19 protein-coding genes are annotated in these 19,938 nt (G+C 71.1%); 5 read left to right on the plus strand and 14 right to left on the minus strand.

What is annotated here, in order from left to right; all coding sequences use genetic code 11:
* The first annotated feature begins 98 nt into the window (after window positions 1–98).
* Both F4554_RS32415 and fahA read left to right on the plus strand, forming a co-directional pair.
* Entirely contained in the window at window positions 99–1,022 is a 924-nt protein-coding gene (locus F4554_RS32415) for a hypothetical protein (RefSeq protein ID WP_238341367.1), read from the plus strand.
* Window positions 1,023–1,026: 4 nt separating this feature from the next.
* On the plus strand, window positions 1,027–2,244 hold the full coding sequence (gene fahA, locus F4554_RS20590; protein ID WP_337796129.1) for a fumarylacetoacetase: 1,218 nt from the start codon (window positions 1,027–1,029) through the stop codon (window positions 2,242–2,244).
* A gap of 67 nt (window positions 2,245–2,311) precedes the next feature.
* Here the strand turns inward: fahA and F4554_RS20595 are convergent, their stop codons facing one another.
* From F4554_RS20595 to hppD, 9 genes are all read right to left on the minus strand, one after another.
* Window positions 2,312–3,541, minus strand: coding sequence for an acyltransferase family protein (locus F4554_RS20595; RefSeq protein ID WP_179789083.1), 1,230 nt, complete (start codon window positions 3,539–3,541; stop codon window positions 2,312–2,314).
* On the minus strand, window positions 3,538–4,428 hold the full coding sequence (locus F4554_RS20600; protein ID WP_202889392.1) for an alpha/beta hydrolase: 891 nt from the start codon (window positions 4,426–4,428) through the stop codon (window positions 3,538–3,540). Before F4554_RS20600 ends, F4554_RS20595 begins: the two co-directional genes overlap by 4 nt.
* Before the next feature lie 187 nt (window positions 4,429–4,615).
* The gene (locus F4554_RS20605; protein ID WP_179789084.1) at window positions 4,616–5,440 is read right to left on the minus strand and encodes an ABC transporter ATP-binding protein; all 825 of its coding nucleotides are present in this window, start codon (window positions 5,438–5,440) and stop codon (window positions 4,616–4,618) included.
* Complete coding sequence (locus tag F4554_RS20610) at window positions 5,437–6,459, minus strand: ABC transporter ATP-binding protein (RefSeq protein WP_179789085.1); 1,023 nt, start codon at window positions 6,457–6,459, stop codon at window positions 5,437–5,439. Before F4554_RS20610 ends, F4554_RS20605 begins: the two co-directional genes overlap by 4 nt.
* Entirely contained in the window at window positions 6,456–7,463 is a 1,008-nt protein-coding gene (locus F4554_RS20615; RefSeq protein WP_238341368.1) for an ABC transporter permease, read from the minus strand. Before F4554_RS20615 ends, F4554_RS20610 begins: the two co-directional genes overlap by 4 nt.
* A gap of 5 nt (window positions 7,464–7,468) precedes the next feature.
* Window positions 7,469–8,476 carry an ABC transporter permease gene (locus F4554_RS20620; protein ID WP_179789087.1) on the minus strand — a complete coding sequence of 336 codons (1,008 nt, stop codon included), beginning with the start codon at window positions 8,474–8,476 and terminating at the stop codon, window positions 7,469–7,471.
* Window positions 8,477–8,565: 89 nt separating this feature from the next.
* Window positions 8,566–10,368 carry an ABC transporter substrate-binding protein gene (locus tag F4554_RS20625; protein ID WP_238341369.1) on the minus strand — a complete coding sequence of 601 codons (1,803 nt, stop codon included), beginning with the start codon at window positions 10,366–10,368 and terminating at the stop codon, window positions 8,566–8,568.
* 290 nt (window positions 10,369–10,658) lie between these two features.
* On the minus strand, window positions 10,659–12,047 hold the full coding sequence (locus tag F4554_RS20630; protein WP_179789088.1) for an FAD-binding oxidoreductase: 1,389 nt from the start codon (window positions 12,045–12,047) through the stop codon (window positions 10,659–10,661).
* A 24-nt stretch (window positions 12,048–12,071) separates the two neighbouring features.
* A complete protein-coding gene (gene hppD / locus F4554_RS20635) occupies window positions 12,072–13,277 on the minus strand; it encodes a 4-hydroxyphenylpyruvate dioxygenase (RefSeq protein ID WP_179789089.1) in 1,206 nt (401 codons plus the stop codon).
* Between the two features lie 169 nt (window positions 13,278–13,446).
* Here hppD and F4554_RS32420 point away from each other — a divergent pair, with 169 nt between their 5' ends.
* The gene (locus F4554_RS32420) at window positions 13,447–13,992 is read left to right on the plus strand and encodes an Lrp/AsnC family transcriptional regulator (RefSeq protein ID WP_337796130.1); all 546 of its coding nucleotides are present in this window, start codon (window positions 13,447–13,449) and stop codon (window positions 13,990–13,992) included.
* Between the two features lie 32 nt (window positions 13,993–14,024).
* Here the strand turns inward: F4554_RS32420 and F4554_RS20645 are convergent, their stop codons facing one another.
* Window positions 14,025–15,893 carry a DEAD/DEAH box helicase gene (locus tag F4554_RS20645; protein ID WP_420360731.1) on the minus strand — a complete coding sequence of 623 codons (1,869 nt, stop codon included), beginning with the start codon at window positions 15,891–15,893 and terminating at the stop codon, window positions 14,025–14,027.
* Between the two features lie 355 nt (window positions 15,894–16,248).
* Between F4554_RS20645 and F4554_RS20650 the strand changes: the two genes are divergently transcribed.
* Complete coding sequence (locus F4554_RS20650) at window positions 16,249–16,578, plus strand: hypothetical protein (RefSeq protein ID WP_179789092.1); 330 nt, start codon at window positions 16,249–16,251, stop codon at window positions 16,576–16,578.
* Between the two features lie 192 nt (window positions 16,579–16,770).
* Entirely contained in the window at window positions 16,771–17,016 is a 246-nt protein-coding gene (locus tag F4554_RS20655; RefSeq protein ID WP_179789093.1) for a hypothetical protein, read from the plus strand.
* 50 nt (window positions 17,017–17,066) lie between these two features.
* Here the strand turns inward: F4554_RS20655 and F4554_RS20660 are convergent, their stop codons facing one another.
* The 4 genes from F4554_RS20660 to F4554_RS20675 form a co-directional block, all read right to left on the minus strand.
* Window positions 17,067–17,339, minus strand: a complete 273-nt coding sequence (locus tag F4554_RS20660) for a DUF3039 domain-containing protein (protein WP_092654338.1) — start codon at window positions 17,337–17,339, stop codon at window positions 17,067–17,069.
* A 71-nt stretch (window positions 17,340–17,410) separates the two neighbouring features.
* Entirely contained in the window at window positions 17,411–17,974 is a 564-nt protein-coding gene (locus F4554_RS20665) for a YqgE/AlgH family protein (protein ID WP_179789094.1), read from the minus strand.
* Window positions 17,975–17,978: 4 nt separating this feature from the next.
* Window positions 17,979–18,452 (minus strand): VanZ family protein, encoded by a 474-nt coding sequence (locus F4554_RS20670; protein WP_179789095.1) that lies wholly within the window; start codon window positions 18,450–18,452, stop codon window positions 17,979–17,981.
* Window positions 18,452–19,846, minus strand: a complete 1,395-nt coding sequence (locus F4554_RS20675) for an NAD-dependent malic enzyme (RefSeq protein ID WP_179789096.1) — start codon at window positions 19,844–19,846, stop codon at window positions 18,452–18,454. The genes F4554_RS20670 and F4554_RS20675 overlap by 1 nt, the downstream gene beginning before the upstream one ends.
* Between the last annotated feature and the right edge of the window lie 92 nt (window positions 19,847–19,938).

Consider the following 19,938-nt stretch of genomic DNA (forward strand, 5'->3'; position numbering starts at 1 on the left):
TCCGCGCCGGACCGCTTCCCCTCCGCAAGCCGGCCGTACCATTTCGGCGGATGCCAGGGCGTGTCCCCCAGATCAGGCGGCGACTAGAGTGCGAGGGGATGACTACTCCGCGCAGCCGTCCCATCCCGCCGTTGTGCGCCGGGTTGATCGACGACGCCGCGGTGTTCCCGCCCGCCAGCGAGCCGCTCGCCGCCGCGCTGGCCGTCTACCTCGACCGGCGCGAGGAGTGGTACGCCGGGCTGGTCGGGCCGTTCCTGTGCCCGGACGCGACTCTGCCGGAGCTGCTCGCCGCGCTCGACGACGCTCCGCCGCCCGAGGGCCCGCTGCCGCTGGGGCTGGTGGTCACCGGCGGCGCCGGGGCGATCGAACCCGCGCTTCGCTGGGCCGGCCGCACCGACCGGGCCAGGGTCGTCTCGGTGGAGGTGACGCTGCGGGACGAGCCGGACCTGGCCCGCAACGTCGCCCGGATGGACCGCGCGCTGGCCGCCGCCGAGCTTCCCGACGACGTGGCCGTCGCGGTCGAGGTGCCCCGCACCGACGGGTGGGACGGTGCGCTGGACGCGCTCGACGCGCTGGCGGAGTACGGCCACCGGGCGAAGTTTCGGACCGGCGGTGTGGCGGCCGAGTCGTTCCCCGACGAGCGGGCGCTGGCCCGGGTCGTCCTCGCCTGCCTGGACCGCGAGCTTCCGTTCAAGTGCACGGCCGGGCTGCACCACGCGGTCCGCGGGTCCGGAGAGTCCGGCGGATCGGGTGAGCCCGGTGAGCCCCGCGGGTCCGGCGCCCCCGAGCACCACGGCTTCCTCAACGTCGTCCTCGCCACCCGGCTCGCCCTGGACGGCGCGGACGAGCCGGCCCTGGTCGAGGCGTTGGCCGACCGGGACGCCGACCATGTCGCCGGTCAGGTGCGCGCTCTCGACGACCGGGCGGCGACCTCGGCCCGGCGGTGGTTCACCTCGTTCGGGTCGTGCAGCGTGTCCGATCCCCTTGCCGACCTGCTGCGCCTGGGTGTCCTGCAGGATTGACCCCGTGGCCACGACGAGTTGGGTGCCGGTTCCCGAGCGTTCGCCGTTCACCGTGCACAACCTGCCGTACGGCGTCTTCTCCCTCCCCGACGAGGACCCTCGGGTGGGCGTGGCCATCGGCGACCACGTGCTCGACCTAGCCCCGCTGGCGGCCAGCGAGTACGCCGACTTCGCCGGGGTGTTCACCGCTCCGTCGCTGAACCCGTTCATGGCGCTGGGCGCCCGGGCCTGGCACGCCGTCCGGCACTGGGTGACCGAACGCCTGACCGACGAGGCCTACCGCTCCCTGGTCGAACCCGAACTCGTCCCGGCGGACCAGGTCGAGCTCCACCTGCCGTTCGAGGTCGCGGACTACGTCGACTTCTACGCCTCCGAACACCACGCCACCCGCCTCGGCCGGCTGCTCCGCCCCGACGAGCCGCCGCTGACTCCCAACTGGCGGCACCTGCCGATCGGCTACCACGGCCGGGCCGGCACGGTCGCGGTCTCCGGCACGCCGGTCCTACGACCGCACGGGCAGCACCTCGCGCCGGGCGAGACGACGCCGGCGTTCGGGCCGTCGACCCGGCTCGACCTCGAGGCGGAGGTCGGTTTCGTGGTGGGCACACCCACCGCCGCGGGGCAGCGGGTGAGTGTGGACGAGGTACGCGAGTACGTCTTCGGAGTGGTCCTGGTCAACGACTGGTCGGCACGTGACCTGCAGGCGTGGGAGGCCCGGCCGCTCGGGCCGTTCCTGGGCAAGTCGTTTCGTACCTCCGTCTCGCCGTGGGTGGTCCCGCTGGCCGCGCTGGACGCCGCCGCGCTGCCGCCGCCGGCCCAGGACCCGGCACCGCTGCCCCACCTGCGCGGCTCGAACGACTTCGGGCTCGACCTCGACCTGGAGGTGTCGATCAACGACCAGGTGGTCGCCCGGCCCCGCTACGCCGACATGTACTGGACGCCGGCGCAGATGCTCGCCCACCTCACCTCCAACGGCGCGACGCTGCGCACCGGCGACCTGCTCGCCTCCGGCACGGTGTCCGGCCCGGGCGAGGGCGAGTACGGCTGCCTGATGGAGGCGACCGCCGGCGGTACGAACCCGCTCACGCTGGCGGACGGCTCCACCCGCGCGTTCCTCCAGGACGGTGACGTGGTGACCATCCGGGCCACCGCCCCGGCGCCCGGCGGCGGCCGGCTGGGCTTCGGGTCGGTGACGGGGCAGATCCGTCCGGCGGCCCCGTGACCCGCTCCCCGTGACCAGGACCCTCGACCAGGACCCTCGAGACCCGGCCCCCGATCCGGCCGCGCGCTCAGTACAGCGTGACGAAGAAGCCCACTGCGGCGGCGGTGACGACCGCCGCGCCCACCCGCGCCAGTGGGGCCCGTAGCCCCAGCGGCGCCTCGAACCTCCGCGTCGCCGCGACCACCGCCACCAGCACCGCCGCCATCACCGGAAGCCACGCCAGCCGGGCGAGCACCCACGACAGCTGGTCGGGTGAGGTGGTCAGTCCCGGCACCGCGCCGATCGCGGACTTCCCTGCCAGGGACACCAGCACCATCGGCACCTGGTGCCAGCAGAAGATGGTCATCGCGGACAGGTTCACCGCGGCGACGCCCGCCCACAGGCCGGGTCGGCGCATCAGCCGGGTGACCGGGCCGTGCAGGAGCAGGGCCGCGCCGGACTGGAACGCCGCCAGCGCGGGCACCAGCAGCGACGGCGGGTGCGCGTTGGACCGGGCCGCGCCCGGCACGCCGACCATGCTGGCCGGGTAGTGGAACACCAACAGCAGCAGGGCGAACAACGCCGCGCCGCCCACCAGCAGGAGCCAACCGGCCGACCGCCCGAGCCGGCCCCGCCGCCACGAGACGCCGAGCTGGTACGCGAACAACCATCCCGGCACCAGGTTGACCAGTCCGCCCGAGCCGGGCACGGCGTCGCTCCACGGGCCGTACCTCGCCAGGTCGACGGCGGCCACGACCGCCAGTAGCGGCAGCGCCGCCCATCCGCCCCACCGCCGGTCGGCCGCCACGGCGTACCGCGTGAGGACCGTCAGCACCGCGTAGACGGCGACGAACCAGAACGGCTGCACCAGCAGGACGACCCACGTACGCAGGGTTCCCTCGGGTACGCCGACCGCGCCGAGGACGGCGAGGCAGCCGGCCGACAGCGCCGTGGTGGCGAGCACCGGTCGGGTCAGCCGCGCGAACCGGCGGCGCAGCCAGGTGGCGTACGGCTCGCCCCGTTCGGCCGACCGGGCCAGGCTCGACACGGCGGCGTGCCCGCCGACGAGGAAGAACAGCCCCAGCATCTGCAGCACCCAGCTGGCCGGTGCCAGCGCTCCCAGGTCGCGCAGCGGGCTGGCGATCCGCAGTGTGCCGTCGGGCTGGGCGACCAGCGCACCGACCAGCCAGTGGCCGGTCACCACGCCGAGCGTGGCGAGGGCTCGGTAGGCGTCCAGTGCCCGGTCGCGGGACGCGGGGGTGCGGGCGGCCACGGTGTGGACGAACGCCTGCCAGGGACGGGTCACGACGGAGGTCATCGGGTCACCTCGTCGGTACGGCCGCGGACGATGCGGGCGATGTTGACCAGCGACTCTGTCCCACGGGCGAAGTAGTCGGCGTGCCCACGGGCGGTGCCGACCGAGAACCCGCGGGCGCCGAATCGTGGGGCGGTGGGATCCGTGTCGTGGCCGAAGCCGCCCACCCGAAGCGGCGGGGCGAACCGGATCGGGTCGCCCGGTGCCCGCGCGGCCCACACCCGGGCGGTGGTGTGCAGGCCGGCCCGGGTATCCGCGTCCATCCCGGGGCTGCCCACGACCACGATGTCGTCGACCTGAACCGCGGCCGCGGCCCGGCCGATGACCACCGACCCGTAGCTGTGGCCGACCAGGGCGATCCGGGTGTCCGGGGGCACCTGGCGTGCCAGCCGCCGGACGAACCGCGCCAGGTCGCGGGCGCCGGCCTTCGCGCGTTCGGACCGGGCCGAGGCGAGGTCGACGCCTTCGGGGGTGTCGTAGCCCAGCCAGACGACCACGGCCGAACCGGTGCCGGGCGACTGCCGGCGCAACTCGGCGAGCAGGGCCCGGCCCGCGCCACGTGGGGTGGGCCGGGCGTCGCCGGTGAAGTAGGTGGCCAGTCGGTGGCCGGCGCCCGGAACGACGACGGCCACCTGGTCGGCCGTGGCCAGGTCGCCGAGCACCTCCACGACCCGGCCGTCGCCGCGCGTGTCGTAGGCGAGGAACCGGTGGCCGTCGACGGTGCGGGCGGCGTAGCGCAACGGCGGCAGGGCGGTGTGGGAGTCGGTGAGGGCGACGGCACTCACCCCGGGCGTGAGGCCGCACCATCCCGCGTTGCAGAACAGGGGAATCGGCACCCCGGCCATCAGGAGAACGGTCGCGGCGACCAGTGGAGGCAGCAGAGTTCGCACGTCAGTGACGCTACGAAGCGCAGCCGCCCGTCACGATGCGGCAGATACCCCTTGTGGTGGTGGGGTTTCCGCCCTCGCAAGGTGGGGTTGCCCCCACCCTGACACCTCCCCTAGGGGTGCGTCCCGCAACGCGAACGTCCCGCTGTCAAAGAGCGCTTGACAGCGGGACGTACGTCAGAGGTGGGCGTCAGTCGAGGATGTTCTCGTGCAGCCGGGGTACGTCGGCGAGCAGCCGCTGGGTGTACTCGTGCCGCGGGTTGAAGATGACCTCGTCGGTGGGGCCCTGTTCGACGACCTGGCCCTGGCTCATCACCAGCACCCGGTCGCTCACGTAGCACGCCTGGCCGATGTCGTGGGTGATGAACAGGATCGTCATGTCGTAGTCGCGGCGCAGGTCGGCGAGGACGTTCAGGATGTTCGCCCGCAGCGACGCGTCCAGCATCGAGGTGGCCTCGTCGGCGACCAGGATCCGTGGCTGCAACATCAGCGCCCGGGCGATCATCACCCGCTGCCGCTGGCCGCCGGACAGTTGGTGCGGCCACTTGTCGAGCACGTCACCGGACAGCCCGACGTGGTCGAGCGCCTGCGCCATCAGCGTCTCGCCCCGCTCGGCCGAGCCGGCAGCGGCCAGGCGCAGCGACCGGTTCAGCAGCCTGCGTACCGTGAAGAACTGGTTGAACGAGCTGAACGGGTCCTGGAAGACCGCCTGCACGTCGCGCCAGTACGCCTGCAGGTCGCGGCCCTTCAGCGAGGTGACGTCCCGGCCGGACAGGTGCAGCGTCCCCGCCGTCGGGTCCAGCAGCCGCAGCACCAGCCGGGCCAGCGTCGACTTCCCGCTGCCGCTCTCCCCCACGATGGACACGACCTCCTGGCGGCCCAACGTGAACGACACGTCGTCGACGGCCCGGACGGTGTTGGCGCCGTGACCGAAGACACGGGACAGCGACTTCGCCTCGATCAGCGGCCCCGTGTCGCTGCGAGGCTCCGCGTCGCTTCGGGGCTGCGCGCTCATCGACCCACCTCCACCGTCTGGCCGGGATGCTGGTCGGCCCACCAGCACAGCGAGTGGCGGCGCTCGTCACCGACCCGCGGCGGGTCCTCCGTACGGCAGATGTCCATCACCAGCGGGCACCTGGGGTGGAACCGGCACGCGTCCGGCGGGTGGGCCAGGCTCGGCGGTGCGCCCGGAATGCCGCGCACCCTGGTCTGCCGCATGTGGGGTTCGGGCACCAGCACCGACGACAGCAGGGACGCGCTGTAGGGGTGGCGGGGCCGGTTGATGAGCTCGGTCGCGGGACTGACCTCGGCGATCTTCCCGGCGTACATCACCGCGATCCGGTCGGCGATCGTGTTGAGCACCGGCAGGTCGTGGGTGATGAAGATGACGCCGCCGATGATGTCCTGCTTCAGCATCTCCCGCAGCATCTCGATCAGGATCCGCTGGGAGGACACGTCGAGCGCGGACGTCGGCTCGTCGGCGATCAGCAGCCGGGGGTCGAGCAGGGTGGAGATGACCGTGACCACCCGCTGCTTCATGCCGCCGCTGAGCTGGTGGGGGTAGTAGTCGAGGACGCGTGCCGGCAGGTCGAGTTGTTCCAGTCGCTGCCGCGCCCGCTCGATCGCGTTGTCGCGCCGGACGCCCGGCTGGTGCGCGCGGATCACGTCGTAGGCGAAGTCCCGGATCCGCACCGTCGGGCTGAGGGAGTTCATCGCGCCCTGCGGCAGCAGGGACACCACCTCGCCCCGCCACGATCGCGGCGGCTTGCGGTCCGGCCCGAGGTCGAGCTGCTTGCCGTCGACCTCCAGCGAACCGCTCAGCACGTACAGCGGCGGTCGTACGGTCAGCGACAGGATCGAGCCGAGGGTGCTCTTGCCGCAGCCGGACTCCCCGGCCACCCCGAGCACCTCTCCCTTGCGCACCTCGATCGACACGTCGTCGACCGCGACCACCCGGCCGCCCTCGACGTTGTAGGCGGCCCGCAACCGCTCGGCCCGCAGCAGGACGTCGGTGGAGGTCATCACCCCGGTCATGCGCTACCCGACCTTTCACTCGTCCGGTCCGGACCGGAGCCGACGACGCGTTCGCCCGCGCCGGGTTCGGCCACCGGTTCGCCCGCCGCCCCGACATCGAGAGTCTCGGCGGCGACGGCACCGCTGGTGACCAGCGACACCGACGCACCGGCGCCGGCACCGGCGGCCGCACCGCGCTGCCGGCGGCCACGCCGCAACCGCGGGTTGAACACCTCGTCCAGGCTGGACTGCAACATCAGCAGGGCGAACGCGACCAGCGTCAGGAGGATCGTCGGCGGGAGGAACGCCCACCAGGCGCCGTTCAGCAACGACTCACCGACCAGGGCCCAGTTGAGCATGATGCCGAGCGAGACGCTTCCGCTCGGGCCCAGGCCGAGCAGGGACAGCCCGGCCTCGGCGAGGATCGCGCTGGACACCTGGAGCACGAACGCCATCGCGATGTAGGACATGAGGTACGGCAGGACGTCCCACATCAAGATGTCGAACGTACGCGCGCCGGACAGCCTCGCCACGTCGAGGTGCTCACGCGTTCGCACACTGCTGGCCTGTGCGCGTACGGCCCGCGCCGTCCACGGCCAGCTGGTGATGGCGATGACCACCGCCATCGCCACGATCGAACGGAAGTCGATCGCGACCGACAACAGGATGAGTACGACGATCGCGGGGATCGCCAGCGCGACGTTGGTGACGCCCATCAGCGCCTCTTCGACCACGCCGCCGTGGTAGCCCGCGAGCAGGCCGAGGACGACCCCGATCAGCGTCGCCACCACCCCGGCGACCAGGCCGATGATCAGTGAGGTCCGGGTGCCGAGCATCAGGTTGGTGAAGACGTCGTGGCCGAGGTCGTCGGTGCCGAGCCAGGCGTGGCTCGACGGCGGGTCGTACAGCCCGCCGACGTCCTTGCCGGGGTTCGCGCCGAAGAGCATCGGCCCGAGCACCGCGAACGCCACGACCAGGGCGAAGATCACCGCCGCGACCCAGAACCGCGGTGTGAAGCGCGCCATTCGCATCAGCGTTCACCTGCCTGCGACGCCCGGATCCGCGGGTCGACGAACCCGTAGGCGATCTCGACGAGGAAGTTGGACAACAACACCGCGACCAGAATGATGAGGGTGATCGCCTGGATGACCGGATAGTCGTTCTGGCCGATCGCGGAGAACAGCAACGAGCCGATTCCGGGATAGGAGAACACGATCTCGGTGATGAGGGCGCCACCCACCAGAGTGCCGATCGACAACGCCAGGCCGGTCACCTGCGGGAGCATCGCGTTGCGGAAGATGTAGCGCACGATCCGCTTGTCCGACAGGCCGAGCCCGCGACCGTAGTTCACGTAGTCGGAGTTCAGCTCGTAGATCGCCATCGACCGCATGCCGACGGCCTGCCCGCCGACGAAGATGAGTACCAGTGAAAGGAACGGCAGCCAGTAATGTCGCATCACGTCGACCATGAACGTGACACTCAGCTCCGGCGAGCTGCCCGGCTCGTAGCCGCCACCAGGTGGGAGCAGCGGTAACGCCACCGCGCACAGGTAGAGCAACAGGATCGCCAGGCAGTAGTACGGCATGCTGGACAGGAACAACGAACTCAGGAACGCGCCCCGGTCGAACCATCCGCCCTTGAACGCCGCCAGCGCGCCGAGCGCGTTGCCGACCAGCCAGCCGATCAGGATGGCCGGCAGCTGCAGGCCGATCGTCCACGGAAGCGCCTGGCTGATCAGACCGTCGACATGCGCGGGGTACTGCGCGAACGACGTGCCCAGGTCGAAGTGCGCCAGGTTGCCGAGATAGGTGAAGAACTGCCCCACCATCGACTGGTTGAGGCCGAACTCCTTGACGTAGTGCGCGTGAATCCGCTGCAGCGACTCGGCCTGCGTCCCCGAGCGCCCGAGCTGGGCGACGATCGCGTCCACCGGGTTTCCGGGGACGAGCCGCGGGAGCAGGAAGTTCAGGACCAGCGCCACGATGAGTGCGCCGATGTACCACAGCGTCTTGCCGACGAGGTACTTACGTAGCCGCATTCACTTCCCTCACGTTCCGCCGACGGGCGTGCGGCCGGATGGGACGCCGCGCCGCACCCCGTCGTGCGCGCGGCGTCCCAGCCGGGTGTTCAGCTCTGCGAGACGCGCTTGATCTTGAACAGCCAGGCGACGCCGGCGCCGGAGAACATCGGCGGCGCGTAGGGGTTCTTCTCGTTCGGGAAGTTCTTCCAGTTGGTCTCGTTGAACTCGTAGAACTCCAGCGGGCGGTACATCAACGGGACCATCGGCGCGTTCTTCATGAAGATCTCGTCGAGCTTGCCGTACGCCTCCTTGGCCGTCGCGGTGTCGGTGGCCGCGGCCGCCTGGTCGAGCAGCGAGGCGACTGCCGGGTCCTTGAACCGGCCGTAGTTCCAGAAAGCCGGCTGGCCGAGCTTGGCGACCCCGCGGTTGTCGAGTACGTCGCGGAACCGCTGCCACGGTGTGGCCGCACTGGTGGAGGCCACACCCCAGCAGGCCAGGTCGAAGTCGCCGGCCTGGACCGAACTGGTGACGTTGGGCGCCTGCGGGAACTTCGTGGTGATGTCGATCCCGGCCGCCTTGGCGTTGTTGGCGACGATGCGCAGGGCGCTCTGCCAGTCGCTCCAGCCGGTGGGCGTCTGCGCCGTCCACGGTCCGAGCCGGGTGCCGTCGGGCAGGACGTAGATGCCGTCCGATCCCTTCTTGGCCTTCAGTTCGCCCTCGAGAATCTTCTTGGACTCCTCGGGGTCGTACTTCCAGCCGTTGGTCGCCACCGACTGCTGGTCGAAGAACTTCGACTCACCGCCGGTGGGCAGAATGACGCTGGAGTTGGCCGGCTTGGAGTACCGCGACATGGCCTTGTCGGCAATGTCCTGGTAGTTGATGGCGAACGCCAGCGCCCGGCGCACCTTCGGGTTGTCCAGGCCCTTCTTCGTGGTGTTGATGACGAGCATCGGAATACCGCCGGGCACGTGGTAGGGCGCCTTCTTGTACCACGTGGACACGGCCAGCTTCTTGTCCTCCCACATCTTCCAGATCTGTGGGGTGAACTGCTGCATCACGTCGACACCGCCGCGCTGGAAGCGCAGGTCGCCGTCCTGGTTGCCCTTGAAGATGGGGTGGACGATGTACTTCGGCGCGGGCAGGCCGCCGAACGCGCTCTTGCCCCAGTAGGTGTCCTGGCGGGTGAGGCTGATCTGCTGCTGGTTGTAGGAGTCCACCTTGTAGGCGCCGGAGCCGACCGGCTTGAGGTTCTCGAACTGCCCCATCTGCTTGCCCTGCTTCTCCAGCGGCTCCCACACGTGCTTGGGCAGGATGAACGTGCCGGCCAGGCCGTTCTTTACCAGAGCGGGGTTGTACTTCTTGCGGTTGAGGGTGACCTTGACCGTCTGCGGGTCGCTGGCCTCGATCTTGTCCACGTTGTCCCAGAACGAGGCGTAGGACAGTTCCGAGTGCCGCTTGGCCAGCTCGAACGTGTAGACCACGTCGTCGGCGGTGAGCGGTTTCCCGTCCTGCCACTTGGTGCCGTCCTGCAGCGGAACGACGATCGTGCTGTCGTCAGGCGTCTGGAGCTCCTTGCCCAGGCCGGGTTCGAGCTTGCCGGTCAGCAGGTTGAAGCGGACCAGCGTCTCGTAGACCAACTGCATGGCGCCCTGTCCGCAGGGCCAGCCAGTGCTTTGCCCCAGCGGGTTGAACTGCGTGGGCGGGCCCCACTGGAAGCCGGCGATGAAAAGCGTCTCGCCCTGCTTGCCGGACCGGCCGCCGCCCTTTCCTCCCCCGCCACCGCCGGCGCCACTTCCGCCCTGACCACAACCGGCCAGGGCGCCGCCACCGACTCCCACGGCCGCGGCTGCCATCGCGGCGTTGAACAAGAACTGCCGGCGCGACGAGCGCGCGGCACCGAATTCTGACATCGCTCGAATCCCTTCCCGCGCGGGGAGAACCATGTCCTCGCGCAGTCACCGGGTGACGGATGCCCAGCAGGCTACGGGTAAGCGGGTACGGACACCAGATGGAAACGGCAACGAAATGGTTCTGTTGCGTTCGCGGGAAAGACTCAGCAGCGCTGCCTTCGACCGGTATCGGATACGAATAGCGACCAACCGAAAGCAATTTGTGGACAATGGCCGATAGCGGCCGAGGTTCTGTTCGGAGAATGAACGCAGAAAGCGTTTCGATAAATAGGCCCGCGACCGGGCGCCGCTCAGGGCGCGAGCACCTTCCCGGGGTTGAGGATCCCGGCCGGGTCGAACAGCCGCTTCAGGTCGCGGTGCACCCGCTCCCCGACCGGCCCGAGCTCACGGGCCAGCCAGTCGCGCTTCAGTACGCCGACGCCGTGCTCACCGGTAACTGTGCCGCCCATCTCCAGGCCGATCCGCATGATCTCGTCGAACGCCCGGTCGGCGCGGCGTACCTGGTCGGCGTCGCCCGCGTCGAACATCACGCTGGGATGCAGGTTGCCGTCGCCGGCGTGGCCGACCGTGGCGATGGTGAGGTCGACCTCGGCGGCCACCTTCTCCACCTGGTGGATGAAGTCGGCCAGCCGGCTCAGCGGAACGCACACGTCGTCGGTCAGCCGCGAGCCCAACGACTCCAGGGCGTAGTGGGAGTCCCGGCGCGCGGTGAGCAGCATCTCCCCCTCGGCCAGGTCGTCGGCCTCCACCACGTCGAAACCGCCGGCCTCGGTGAAGATCGCCGCGATGGCGCCGATGTCGGCCGCGGCCCGGCCTGCGTCGGCGTCGGACTGCGCGATGAGCATCGCGGCGGCGTTCTCGGGCAGGCCCATGTTCCGGTAGTCGTTGGCCGCCCGCAGCGACGTCTGGTCCATGAACTCCAGCAGGCTCGGCACCAGACCCGCCGCGACCACCCGGGCCACCGCGTCACCGGCCGCCATCACCGTCGGGAAGAGACCCGCGACCGTGCGGGGCTCCTGTCCGGTCGGGCGCAACGCCAGCGTCGCCTCGGTGACGACGCCGAGCGTGCCCTCCGAGCCGACGAACAGCCGGGTGAGGTCGTAGCCCGCCACCCCCTTGGCGGTCCGCCGTCCGGTGCGCAGCACCTCGCCGTCGGCTAGCACCACCTCCAGGCCGCGGACGAAGTCGGCGGTGACGCCGTACTTCACACAGCACAGCCCGCCGGCGTTCGTGGCCACGTTGCCGCCGAGGGTGGAGATCTCCCAGCTGGACGGGTCGGGCGGGTAGAACAGTCCGTGCTCGGCGACCGCCGCCGACAGCGCCGAGTTGAGGACACCGGGCTCGACCACCGCGATCCGGTTCGGCGCGTCGATCTCGCGGATCGTGGTCATCTTCTCCAACGACAACACGACGCAGCCGTCGATCGCGTTGGCGCCGCCGGACAGGCCCGTGCGCCCGCCCTGCGGCACGACGGGGACCCCGAGGCTGGACGCGACCCGCAGGACGTGCTGCACGTGCTCGGTCGACCGGGCGAGCACACCGACCGCGGGTGTGCCGTACGGGCAGAACGTCGCCATGTCGTGCTGGTAGGACGCCAGCCGGTCCGGGTCGGTGACGACCGCCTCGTCCGGGAGCCCGGCCCGCAGGGCGGTGATCAGGTCATCAGAGGTTTCCGCCATGCCCCATACGGTACGGCGGAGAGGTCACAGGTTGCCGCGCCGCTCCTGCTCGCGTTCGATCGCCTCGAACAGCGCCTTGAAGTTGCCCTTGCCGAACCCGAGCGAGCCGTGGCGTTCGATCAGCTCGTAGAACACCGTCGGCCGGTCGCCGAGCGGCGAACAGAAGATCTGCAGCAGGTAGCCGTCCTCGTCCCGGTCGACGAGGATGCCGCGCCGCTTGAGCTCCTCCACGGGGACGCGCACCTCGCCGATGCGGGCGCGCAGCTCGGGGTCCTCGTAGTAGGAGTCCGGCGTGGACAGGAACTCCACGCCGTTGGCGCGCAGGATGTCCACCGCCTGGAGGATGTCGTTGGTGGCGAGGGCGATGTGCTGGCAGCCGGCCCCGGCGTAGAACTCGAGGTACTCGTCGATCTGGCTCTTCCGCTTGCCCACCGCCGGCTCGTTCAGCGGGAACTTCACCCGGTGGTTGCCGTTGGCCACCACCTTGCTCATCAGCGCCGAGTAGTCGGTGGCAATGTCGTCGCCGACGAACTCCGCCATGTTCACGAAGCCCATGACGCGGTTGTAGAAGGCGACCCACTCGTCCATCCGGCCGAGCTCGACGTTGCCGACGCAGTGGTCGACCGCCTGGAAGATCCGCCGCGGGTGACCCTCGGGCCGGGCTACGGTGGTCTGCCGGGCGACGTAGCCGGGAAGGTAGGGGCCGGTGTAGTTGGAGCGGTCCACCAGGCTGTGCCGGGTCTCGCCGTACGTCGCGATGGCCGCGCGGCGTACCGTCCCGTGCTCGTCGCTCTCGTCGTACGGCTCGACCAGGATCGTGGCGCCCTGCGCGCGGGCGTGCGCGACGCACTTGTCCACGTCGGGCACCTCCAGGGCGAGGTCGACGACCCCGTCGCCGTGAACGCGGTGGTGGTCGAGCACCGGGCTGTCGGGGGCAGCCCCGCCCTCGAGCACGAACCGCGCCGAGCCGGACTTCAGCACGTACGACCTGCGGTCGCGCATCCCGGTCTCCGGCCCCGCGTGGGCCACCAGCTCCATCCCGAACGCCAGTTGGTAGTACGCCGCGGCCTGGGTCGCGTTGCCCACCCAGAAGACCACCGCGTCCATGCCGGTGACCGGGAACGGGTCCTTCGTCGCGTCGTAGTCGACCAGCCCGACGAGCTGGCGGAGCTGGTCGAACCGTAGGTCGGCCGCCTGCTCCTCGGGGGTCAGTGTGGTGTTCGGCTGCATGGCCGCCTCCTCGTTCGTCCCGCCGCTTTGCCAGAGCGTCGAACAGTCCGACAGTCTGTGCAACAGGTCGCCGACAGCCTGTACAGAATGCCCAGTCGAATGGCAGAGTTCACCGGCAGAGTGCTCAGGTTGCGCAAGGCTTTGGGCACGTACGTTCGGGAGGTCGCCCGTGGGGTCGTCGCCGCAGCAACCCACCTCGTCCGCGGGGCCGTCAGCCGCGCCGGTTGACGAGCTGGACGCCCGGATCGTCCGGTTGTTCGCGGCCGAGCCGAGGATCGGCGTGCTGGAGGCCTCGCGCCGGCTCGGCGTGGCCCGCGGCACCGTTCAGGCGCGCCTGGACCGGCTCGCCCGCACCGGCGTCGTCCGCGGCTGGGGACCGGAGGTGGAGCCGGCCGCGCTGGGGTACGGCGTGACCGCGTTCGCCTCCCTTGAGCTGCGCCAGGGCGCCGGCCACGAGGCGGTGGCCCGGCACCTCGCCGGCATCCCGGAGGTGCTGGAGGCACACACGATCACCGGCCCCGCGGACATGCTGGCCCGCCTGGTGGCGCGATCCAATGCCGACCTGCAGCGGGTGATCGACGAGGTGCTCGCGTTCGACGGCATCGTGCGGATCTCGACGGTGATCGCGCTGGCGACGCAGGTGCGGCCGCGGGTGGTGCCGCTGCTGTCCCGCGCCGCCGAGGACAGCAGCGGCCCCGCGCAGCCCGGCGTCTGAGGACAGCCGGCGACGCCGCGGGACCCCGGGGCTCAGGACCGCTTGACCGCCCAGGCTCGGATCATGTCGATGCGGGCCTGCAACTGCTCGGCGGTGGCCTGCACCGCCAGCGGTCCGCCGCACACCCGGCGCAGCTCGGCGTGCACCGCGCCGTGCGGCTGGCCCGTCCGGTGGTGCCAGGCGGCGACCAGGCCGTTGAGCTCCCGGCGCAGCACACCCAGCCGCTGGTACGTCGCGCCGTCGGGTGCGCCGGAGCCGCCCGCGGACTCCTCGGCCACCGGCGGCGGCACCGAACCGACAGCCCCGGACGAGGACGCGGAGGACACCGAGCCGGACCTGGTCGTCGACGTCGGCGCGTCGGAACCGTTGCCCGAGCGGCGCCGGCGCAGCAACTCGCGCATCTGGTCGGGTTCGAGCAGCCCAGGGATGCCGAGGAACTCCGTCTCGTCCTCCCCCAGCTCCCCGCCGAACTCGTTGCCGTCGTACACCAGCCGGTCGAATGCCGCCTCCGACCCGATCGCCTGGTAGCGCTGGTCCTCCAGCAGGTCGGCGCCGGTCTCGCCGCGGGCCGCCTCGGCCAGCAGATCCTCCTCGGCGGCGAAGATGTCGTCCTCGTCCTTCACCGCCCGGCCCAGCGCGTGGTCACGCAGAACCTCCATCTCAGCGGCGTACTGCAGCAGGATCGGGACCGTCGGCAGGAACAGCGACGCGGTCTCACCCCGCCGCCGGGCACGGACGAAACGGCCCACCGCCTGGGCGAAGAACAACGGCGTCTGGGTGGCGGTGGCGTACACGCCGACGGCCAGCCGGGGCACGTCGACGCCCTCGCTCACCATCCGGACGGCGACCATCCACCTGCTGTCGTTCTCGGCGAACTGCCCGATCCGCTTGCTCGCCGTGGACTCGTCCGACAGCACGACGGTGGGCTTCTCGCCGGCGACCTGGCCGAGGATCTTGGCGTACGCGCGGGCGGTCTCCTGGTCGGTGGCGATCACCAGGCCGCCGGCGTCGGGGACGTGCCGGCGTACCTCCGTGAGCCGGGTGTCCGCGGCCCGCAGGACGGTCTGGATCCAGTCGCCGGCCGGGTCGAGCGCGGTCCGCCAGGCCTGGGCCGCGAGGTCCTTTGTGAGCGGGGTGCCCAGCCGGACGTGCATCTCGTCACCGGCGCTGGTCCGCCAGCGCATGTCACCGGAGTACGCCAGGAACAGCACCGGCCGGACCACACCGTCGGCCAGGGCGCGTCCGTAGCCGTAGCCGTAGTCGGCCTCGCTGCGCGGGACGCCCTCGGTGTCCGGGGCGTAGGTGACGAACGGGATGGGGTTGGCGTCGCTGCGAAACGGCGTACCGGTGAGGGACAGTCGCCGGGTGGCCGGCTCGAACGCCTCGCGGACCGACTCGCCCCAGGTGAGCGCGTCGCCTGCGTGGTGGATCTCGTCCAGGATCACCATCGTCTTGAACCGCTCGCAGCGCACCCGCAGCGCCTGGGTCGCCGCCGCCACCCCGGCGTAGGTGACCACGACACCGTGGAAGTCCCGACTGGTACGCCCCCCGCGCCCGGCGAACGCCGGGTCCAGGGCGATGTCGCCGCGCGCGGCCGCGTCGGCCCACTGGCGCTTGAGGTGGTCGGTCGGGGTGACCACGATGACCTTCTCGACGATCCGCCGGGCGAGCAGGTCCGCCGCGATGGTGAGGGCGAACGCCGTCTTGCCCGCTCCTGGTGTCGCGACCGCGAGATAGTCGCGCGGGCTGCGGGTGCTGTAGGCGTCGAACGCCTCCTGCTGCCAGGCGCGCAGCCGGCCCCAGGGTCCGACGGTGCTGGCGGCTCCGGCGCCGGCGACTCCGGGGTTTCCGGTGCCTGGGGCTACTCGAGGGGTGTCGGTCGTCGAGGCGGGCGTGCTCACGTCTTCCCTTCCGCATGGACGAACTCCGACCCGCGACATTAGCTTGATCGCCGGTCGTTTCGGGCCAGGCCCACACGCATCGGGACAACAACCCTGGTGATAGGGCGAACGGCGTGTCGCACCGGTCGGCTCGTCCCGGTTTCGACGGGTAGGACACCCTTCTCCCGTTATCGATCGGTTACCGAACCGTGAGCATGTCTCCCACCCAGGCTTGACCAATCTGTGACCATCGGGAAACTCCAAGTGGGGAATATCGACCCCAGCGCCAGGTGCCGGCGCGCTCGGAATCGGGGGCGCGCGCCGGCACCCTCGGCAAGGTCGAACGGGGTCGAACGGGGTCGATGAGGGAGCAGCGATGGTCGATGGCGACGGGTCCACTTCGGACGGTCGGCAGGTTCCGATCCCCCAGCGAGGTCTGGTGGAAACCGCCCGTAGGCTCGTCGGCCACGTGGCGTCCCGCCTGCCCGGCCTGGACGCCGACCTCGGTCAGCGCAACGCCTGGGAGGCCGTGTGTGCCGACCTCCAGCGCCGCCAGCAGTGGAACGACGTCGTCGAACTCGCCGTGAACGCCGGGCGTCGGCCCGCGCGGCGCCGGCACGCGCCGCCCACACAGCGCTCGACCTCCACGTCGGCGGGTCCGCCGTCCTCGGCCCGGGCGGCCCGCCGCGCGCCCGACCAGTCGTAGGGCGGTTCCGCGACGCTCCCGAGCCGGCCGCGTCGTCGGCCGTCCGCGAGCCGTCCGATGGATGCCGACAACCGTCGACCGGCATTGACCTGCCGGCAACCAGCACGCAACACAACCTGCGCATCCTCGTGGGGAGAACACCCCCGGATCGCGTCCGGCGGCCGTCCGCCGCCGGAGCAGCGAGGAGCCAGCATGAGCAGCCGGGCGACGTCCCCCGAGCCGGTCGCCGCGTACGCGCAGCCCGGACCGCCCCCGCTCGTACGGGGAGCACGGTCGGTGGTGGGCCGGATCGCCGCGCTGCTCGCGACCGACGCCGACGTCGCCAGGCGTAACGCCTGGGAGGCGGTCTGTGCGGACCAGGAACGCCGTCGTCAGTGGGTGGAAGCGGGATGCGAAAAGCTGACGCCGATCACCCAAAGGCGGCACTCGGCCGGTTGAGCACAGCCGATCAGCGGGTCCTGCCCGAGCAGGACCGGCCGGTCAGCGGATCAGTCGTCGCCCTCGCCGTCACCGCCGCCGGGCGGGAGGCCTTCCCAGATCTCCTTGCACTCCGGGCAGACGGGAAACCGCTCCGGGTCGCGGCTGGGCACCCAGACCTTGCCGCACAGCGCGATCACGGGCGTGCCCGTGACCATGGCCTCGACAAGCTTCTCCTTGGGTACGTAATGGGAGAACCGCTCGTGATCGCCGTCGTCACCGTGTGAGGGCACCGTGCGGGTGTCCTCGACGGTCTGCGCACCGGGGCTCAGTTGCGTACTCACCCGGCGCAGTCTAGACGCTCCCCTCCCCCGCGCACACCGTCCTGCCATGATCCACCGGGCATACCGGCCGGTCAGTTCAGGGACGGGTCCTCGGGGAACGTCGCGACCAGGGCGAGCTCGTCCGGCTGCCGGCGCAGCACCCGCCGCCACAGCCCTTCGGGGTCGGTGGTGAACGCGTCGCCGGGCTCGGCGTCCACGACGTACCACCCGCCCTCCTTGACCTCGGCCTCCAGCTGGCCGGGCGACCAGCCGGAGTAACCGGCGAACATCCGCATGCTGCGGACCCCGCCGGCCAGCAGCTCCGGAGGGGTGTCCAGGTCGACCAGACCGAGGTGACCGTGCAGCCGCCGCCACCCGAGCGGCTCGGCCTCGCCGCCGGCGGGCACCTCCGCCAGCGCCAGCGCGGAGTCGGTGGCCACCGGGCCGCCGTGGAAGAGCACGTCCGGCGGGCAGACCAGGTCGTTCCACTGGGCAAGGACAGAGGTGACGGGCAGCTCGCTGGGCCGGTTGACCAGCACCCCGAGCGCGCCGTCGTGGTCGTGGTCGAGGACCAGGACGACACCTCGGGCGAAGTTGGGGTCGGTCAGCGCGGGCGTCGCGACCAGCAGCTGCCCGGTGTAGTAGTCCCCGCTCATGTCCTCATGATCCCGCGTCCGGTGCCGTCGTACGAGTGTCTCCGCCGTCCCGGGCCGGCACATCGTCCGCGGCAGACCGATCCTTCCCCGCGGACCGGCTCTTCACCGCGGGCTGCCTTCCGGCGGCGGAGCGACGGCCGGCAGCGGCGATGGCCAGGCCGACCGTGACCCCGACCAGATCGGCGAGTACGTCGAACGGGTCACCCTCGCGGTGCGCCATCAGGGTTCCCTGGACGATCTCGCTGCTGACCGCGTGCAGCGCGAGGATCCCGGCCAGCCAGCGCACCGGGACACCGGCGCGCGCGCCGGTCCAGGCCACCGAGGTGAAGGTCGCGAAATGCGCCACCTTGTCGGCATAGCTGAACGACAGGTCCGGGCCGGGCTCGGTGGGCGCGTACAACCCGTAGAGGTTGAGCACACACGCCAGCCCGAACGCCACCCACCAGGCGACGCCGGCCACCCCCGTGAGCCGGCGCATCAGTGGCTGGAGGCGGCCACCGCGTCACGCACCGCGGCCGCGACGGCGTTGTGCACGTCCGGGTGGAAGACGCTCGGGATCACGTAGTTGGCGTTGAGCTGATCTTCGGTGACGACGTTCGCGATCGCCTGGGCGGCGGCCAGCAGCATGGTCTCGTCGACGTGGTGGCTCTGGGCGTCGAGCAGGCCGCGGAAGACGCCGGGGAACGCCAGCACGTTGTTGATCTGGTTGGGGTAGTCGCTGCGGCCGGTGGCCACGACGCTGGCGTGCTCGCGGGCCTCCGCCGGGTCGACCTCCGGGTCGGGGTTGGCCAGCGCGAAGACGATCGCGCCCTTGTTCATGGTCGCCACGTCGGCTCCGGCCAGGACGTTGGGCGCCGAGACGCCGACGAACACGTCGGCCCCGACGACCGCGCCGTGCAGGTCACCGGCGTAGTGCGCCTGGTTGGTGTGCTCGGCGATCCAGCGCAGCTCCGGCGACAGCCCTTCGCGGCGCGCGTGGATAACGCCATCGATGTCGGCGACCAGGACGTCCTTGGCGCCGGCGGCCAGCAGCAACCGCAGGATCGCGCTCCCGGCCGCACCCGCACCGGACATCACGATCCGCACGTGGGCGAGATCCTTGCCGACGATCCGCAGGGCGTTGGTCAGCGCCGCCAGGACGACGATCGCGGTGCCGTGCTGGTCGTCGTGGAAGACCGGGATGTCGAGCAGTTCGCGCAGCCGGCGTTCGACCTCGAAGCAGCGCGGGGCGGAGATGTCCTCCAGGTTGATCCCGGCGAAGCCGGGGGCGATGCTGCGGACGACCTCGACGATCGTGTCGACGTCCTGGGTGTCCAGGCACAGCGGCCAGGCATCGATGCCGGCGAACCGCTTGAACAGCGCCGCCTTGCCCTCCATCACCGGCAACGCGGCGTGCGGGCCGATGTTGCCCAGGCCGAGCACCGCGGACCCGTCGCTGACCACCGCGACGGAGTTGCGCTTGATCGTCAGCCGGCGGGCGTCGTCGGGGTTGGCGGCGATCGCCATCGACACCCGGGCCACGCCGGGGGTGTAGATCATCGAAAGGTCGTCGCGGTTGCGGATCGGGTGCTTGGCCTGCATCTCGATCTTGCCGCCGAGGTGCATGAGGAAGGTGCGGTCGGACACCTTGTGGATCGCGACGCCGGCGACCTGGCGCAGCACCTCGACCAAGCGGTCGGCGTGCGCGGTGTCGGTGGCGGCGCAGGTGACGTCGATCCGCAGCCGCTCGTGCCCGGACGCGGTGACGTCGAGGGCGGTGATGGTGCCGCCCTCGTGCTCGACGGCGGCAGTGAGTTCACTCACCGCCCGTCCGCCGGCAGGCACCTCGAGTCGCACGGTGATGGAGTACGAAGCACTCGGCACCGAAGTCACGTCCGCTCCTCACGATCGCCAGACCGTCCGGACGTCCATGTCCGGACGGTCTCACCTTAGGCCCCGGGAGGCACCGGAGCACCGGGGCACCG

This window comes from Actinopolymorpha rutila, assembly GCF_013407855.1.
Classification (GTDB): Bacteria; Actinomycetota; Actinomycetes; order Propionibacteriales; family Actinopolymorphaceae; genus Actinopolymorpha; species Actinopolymorpha rutila.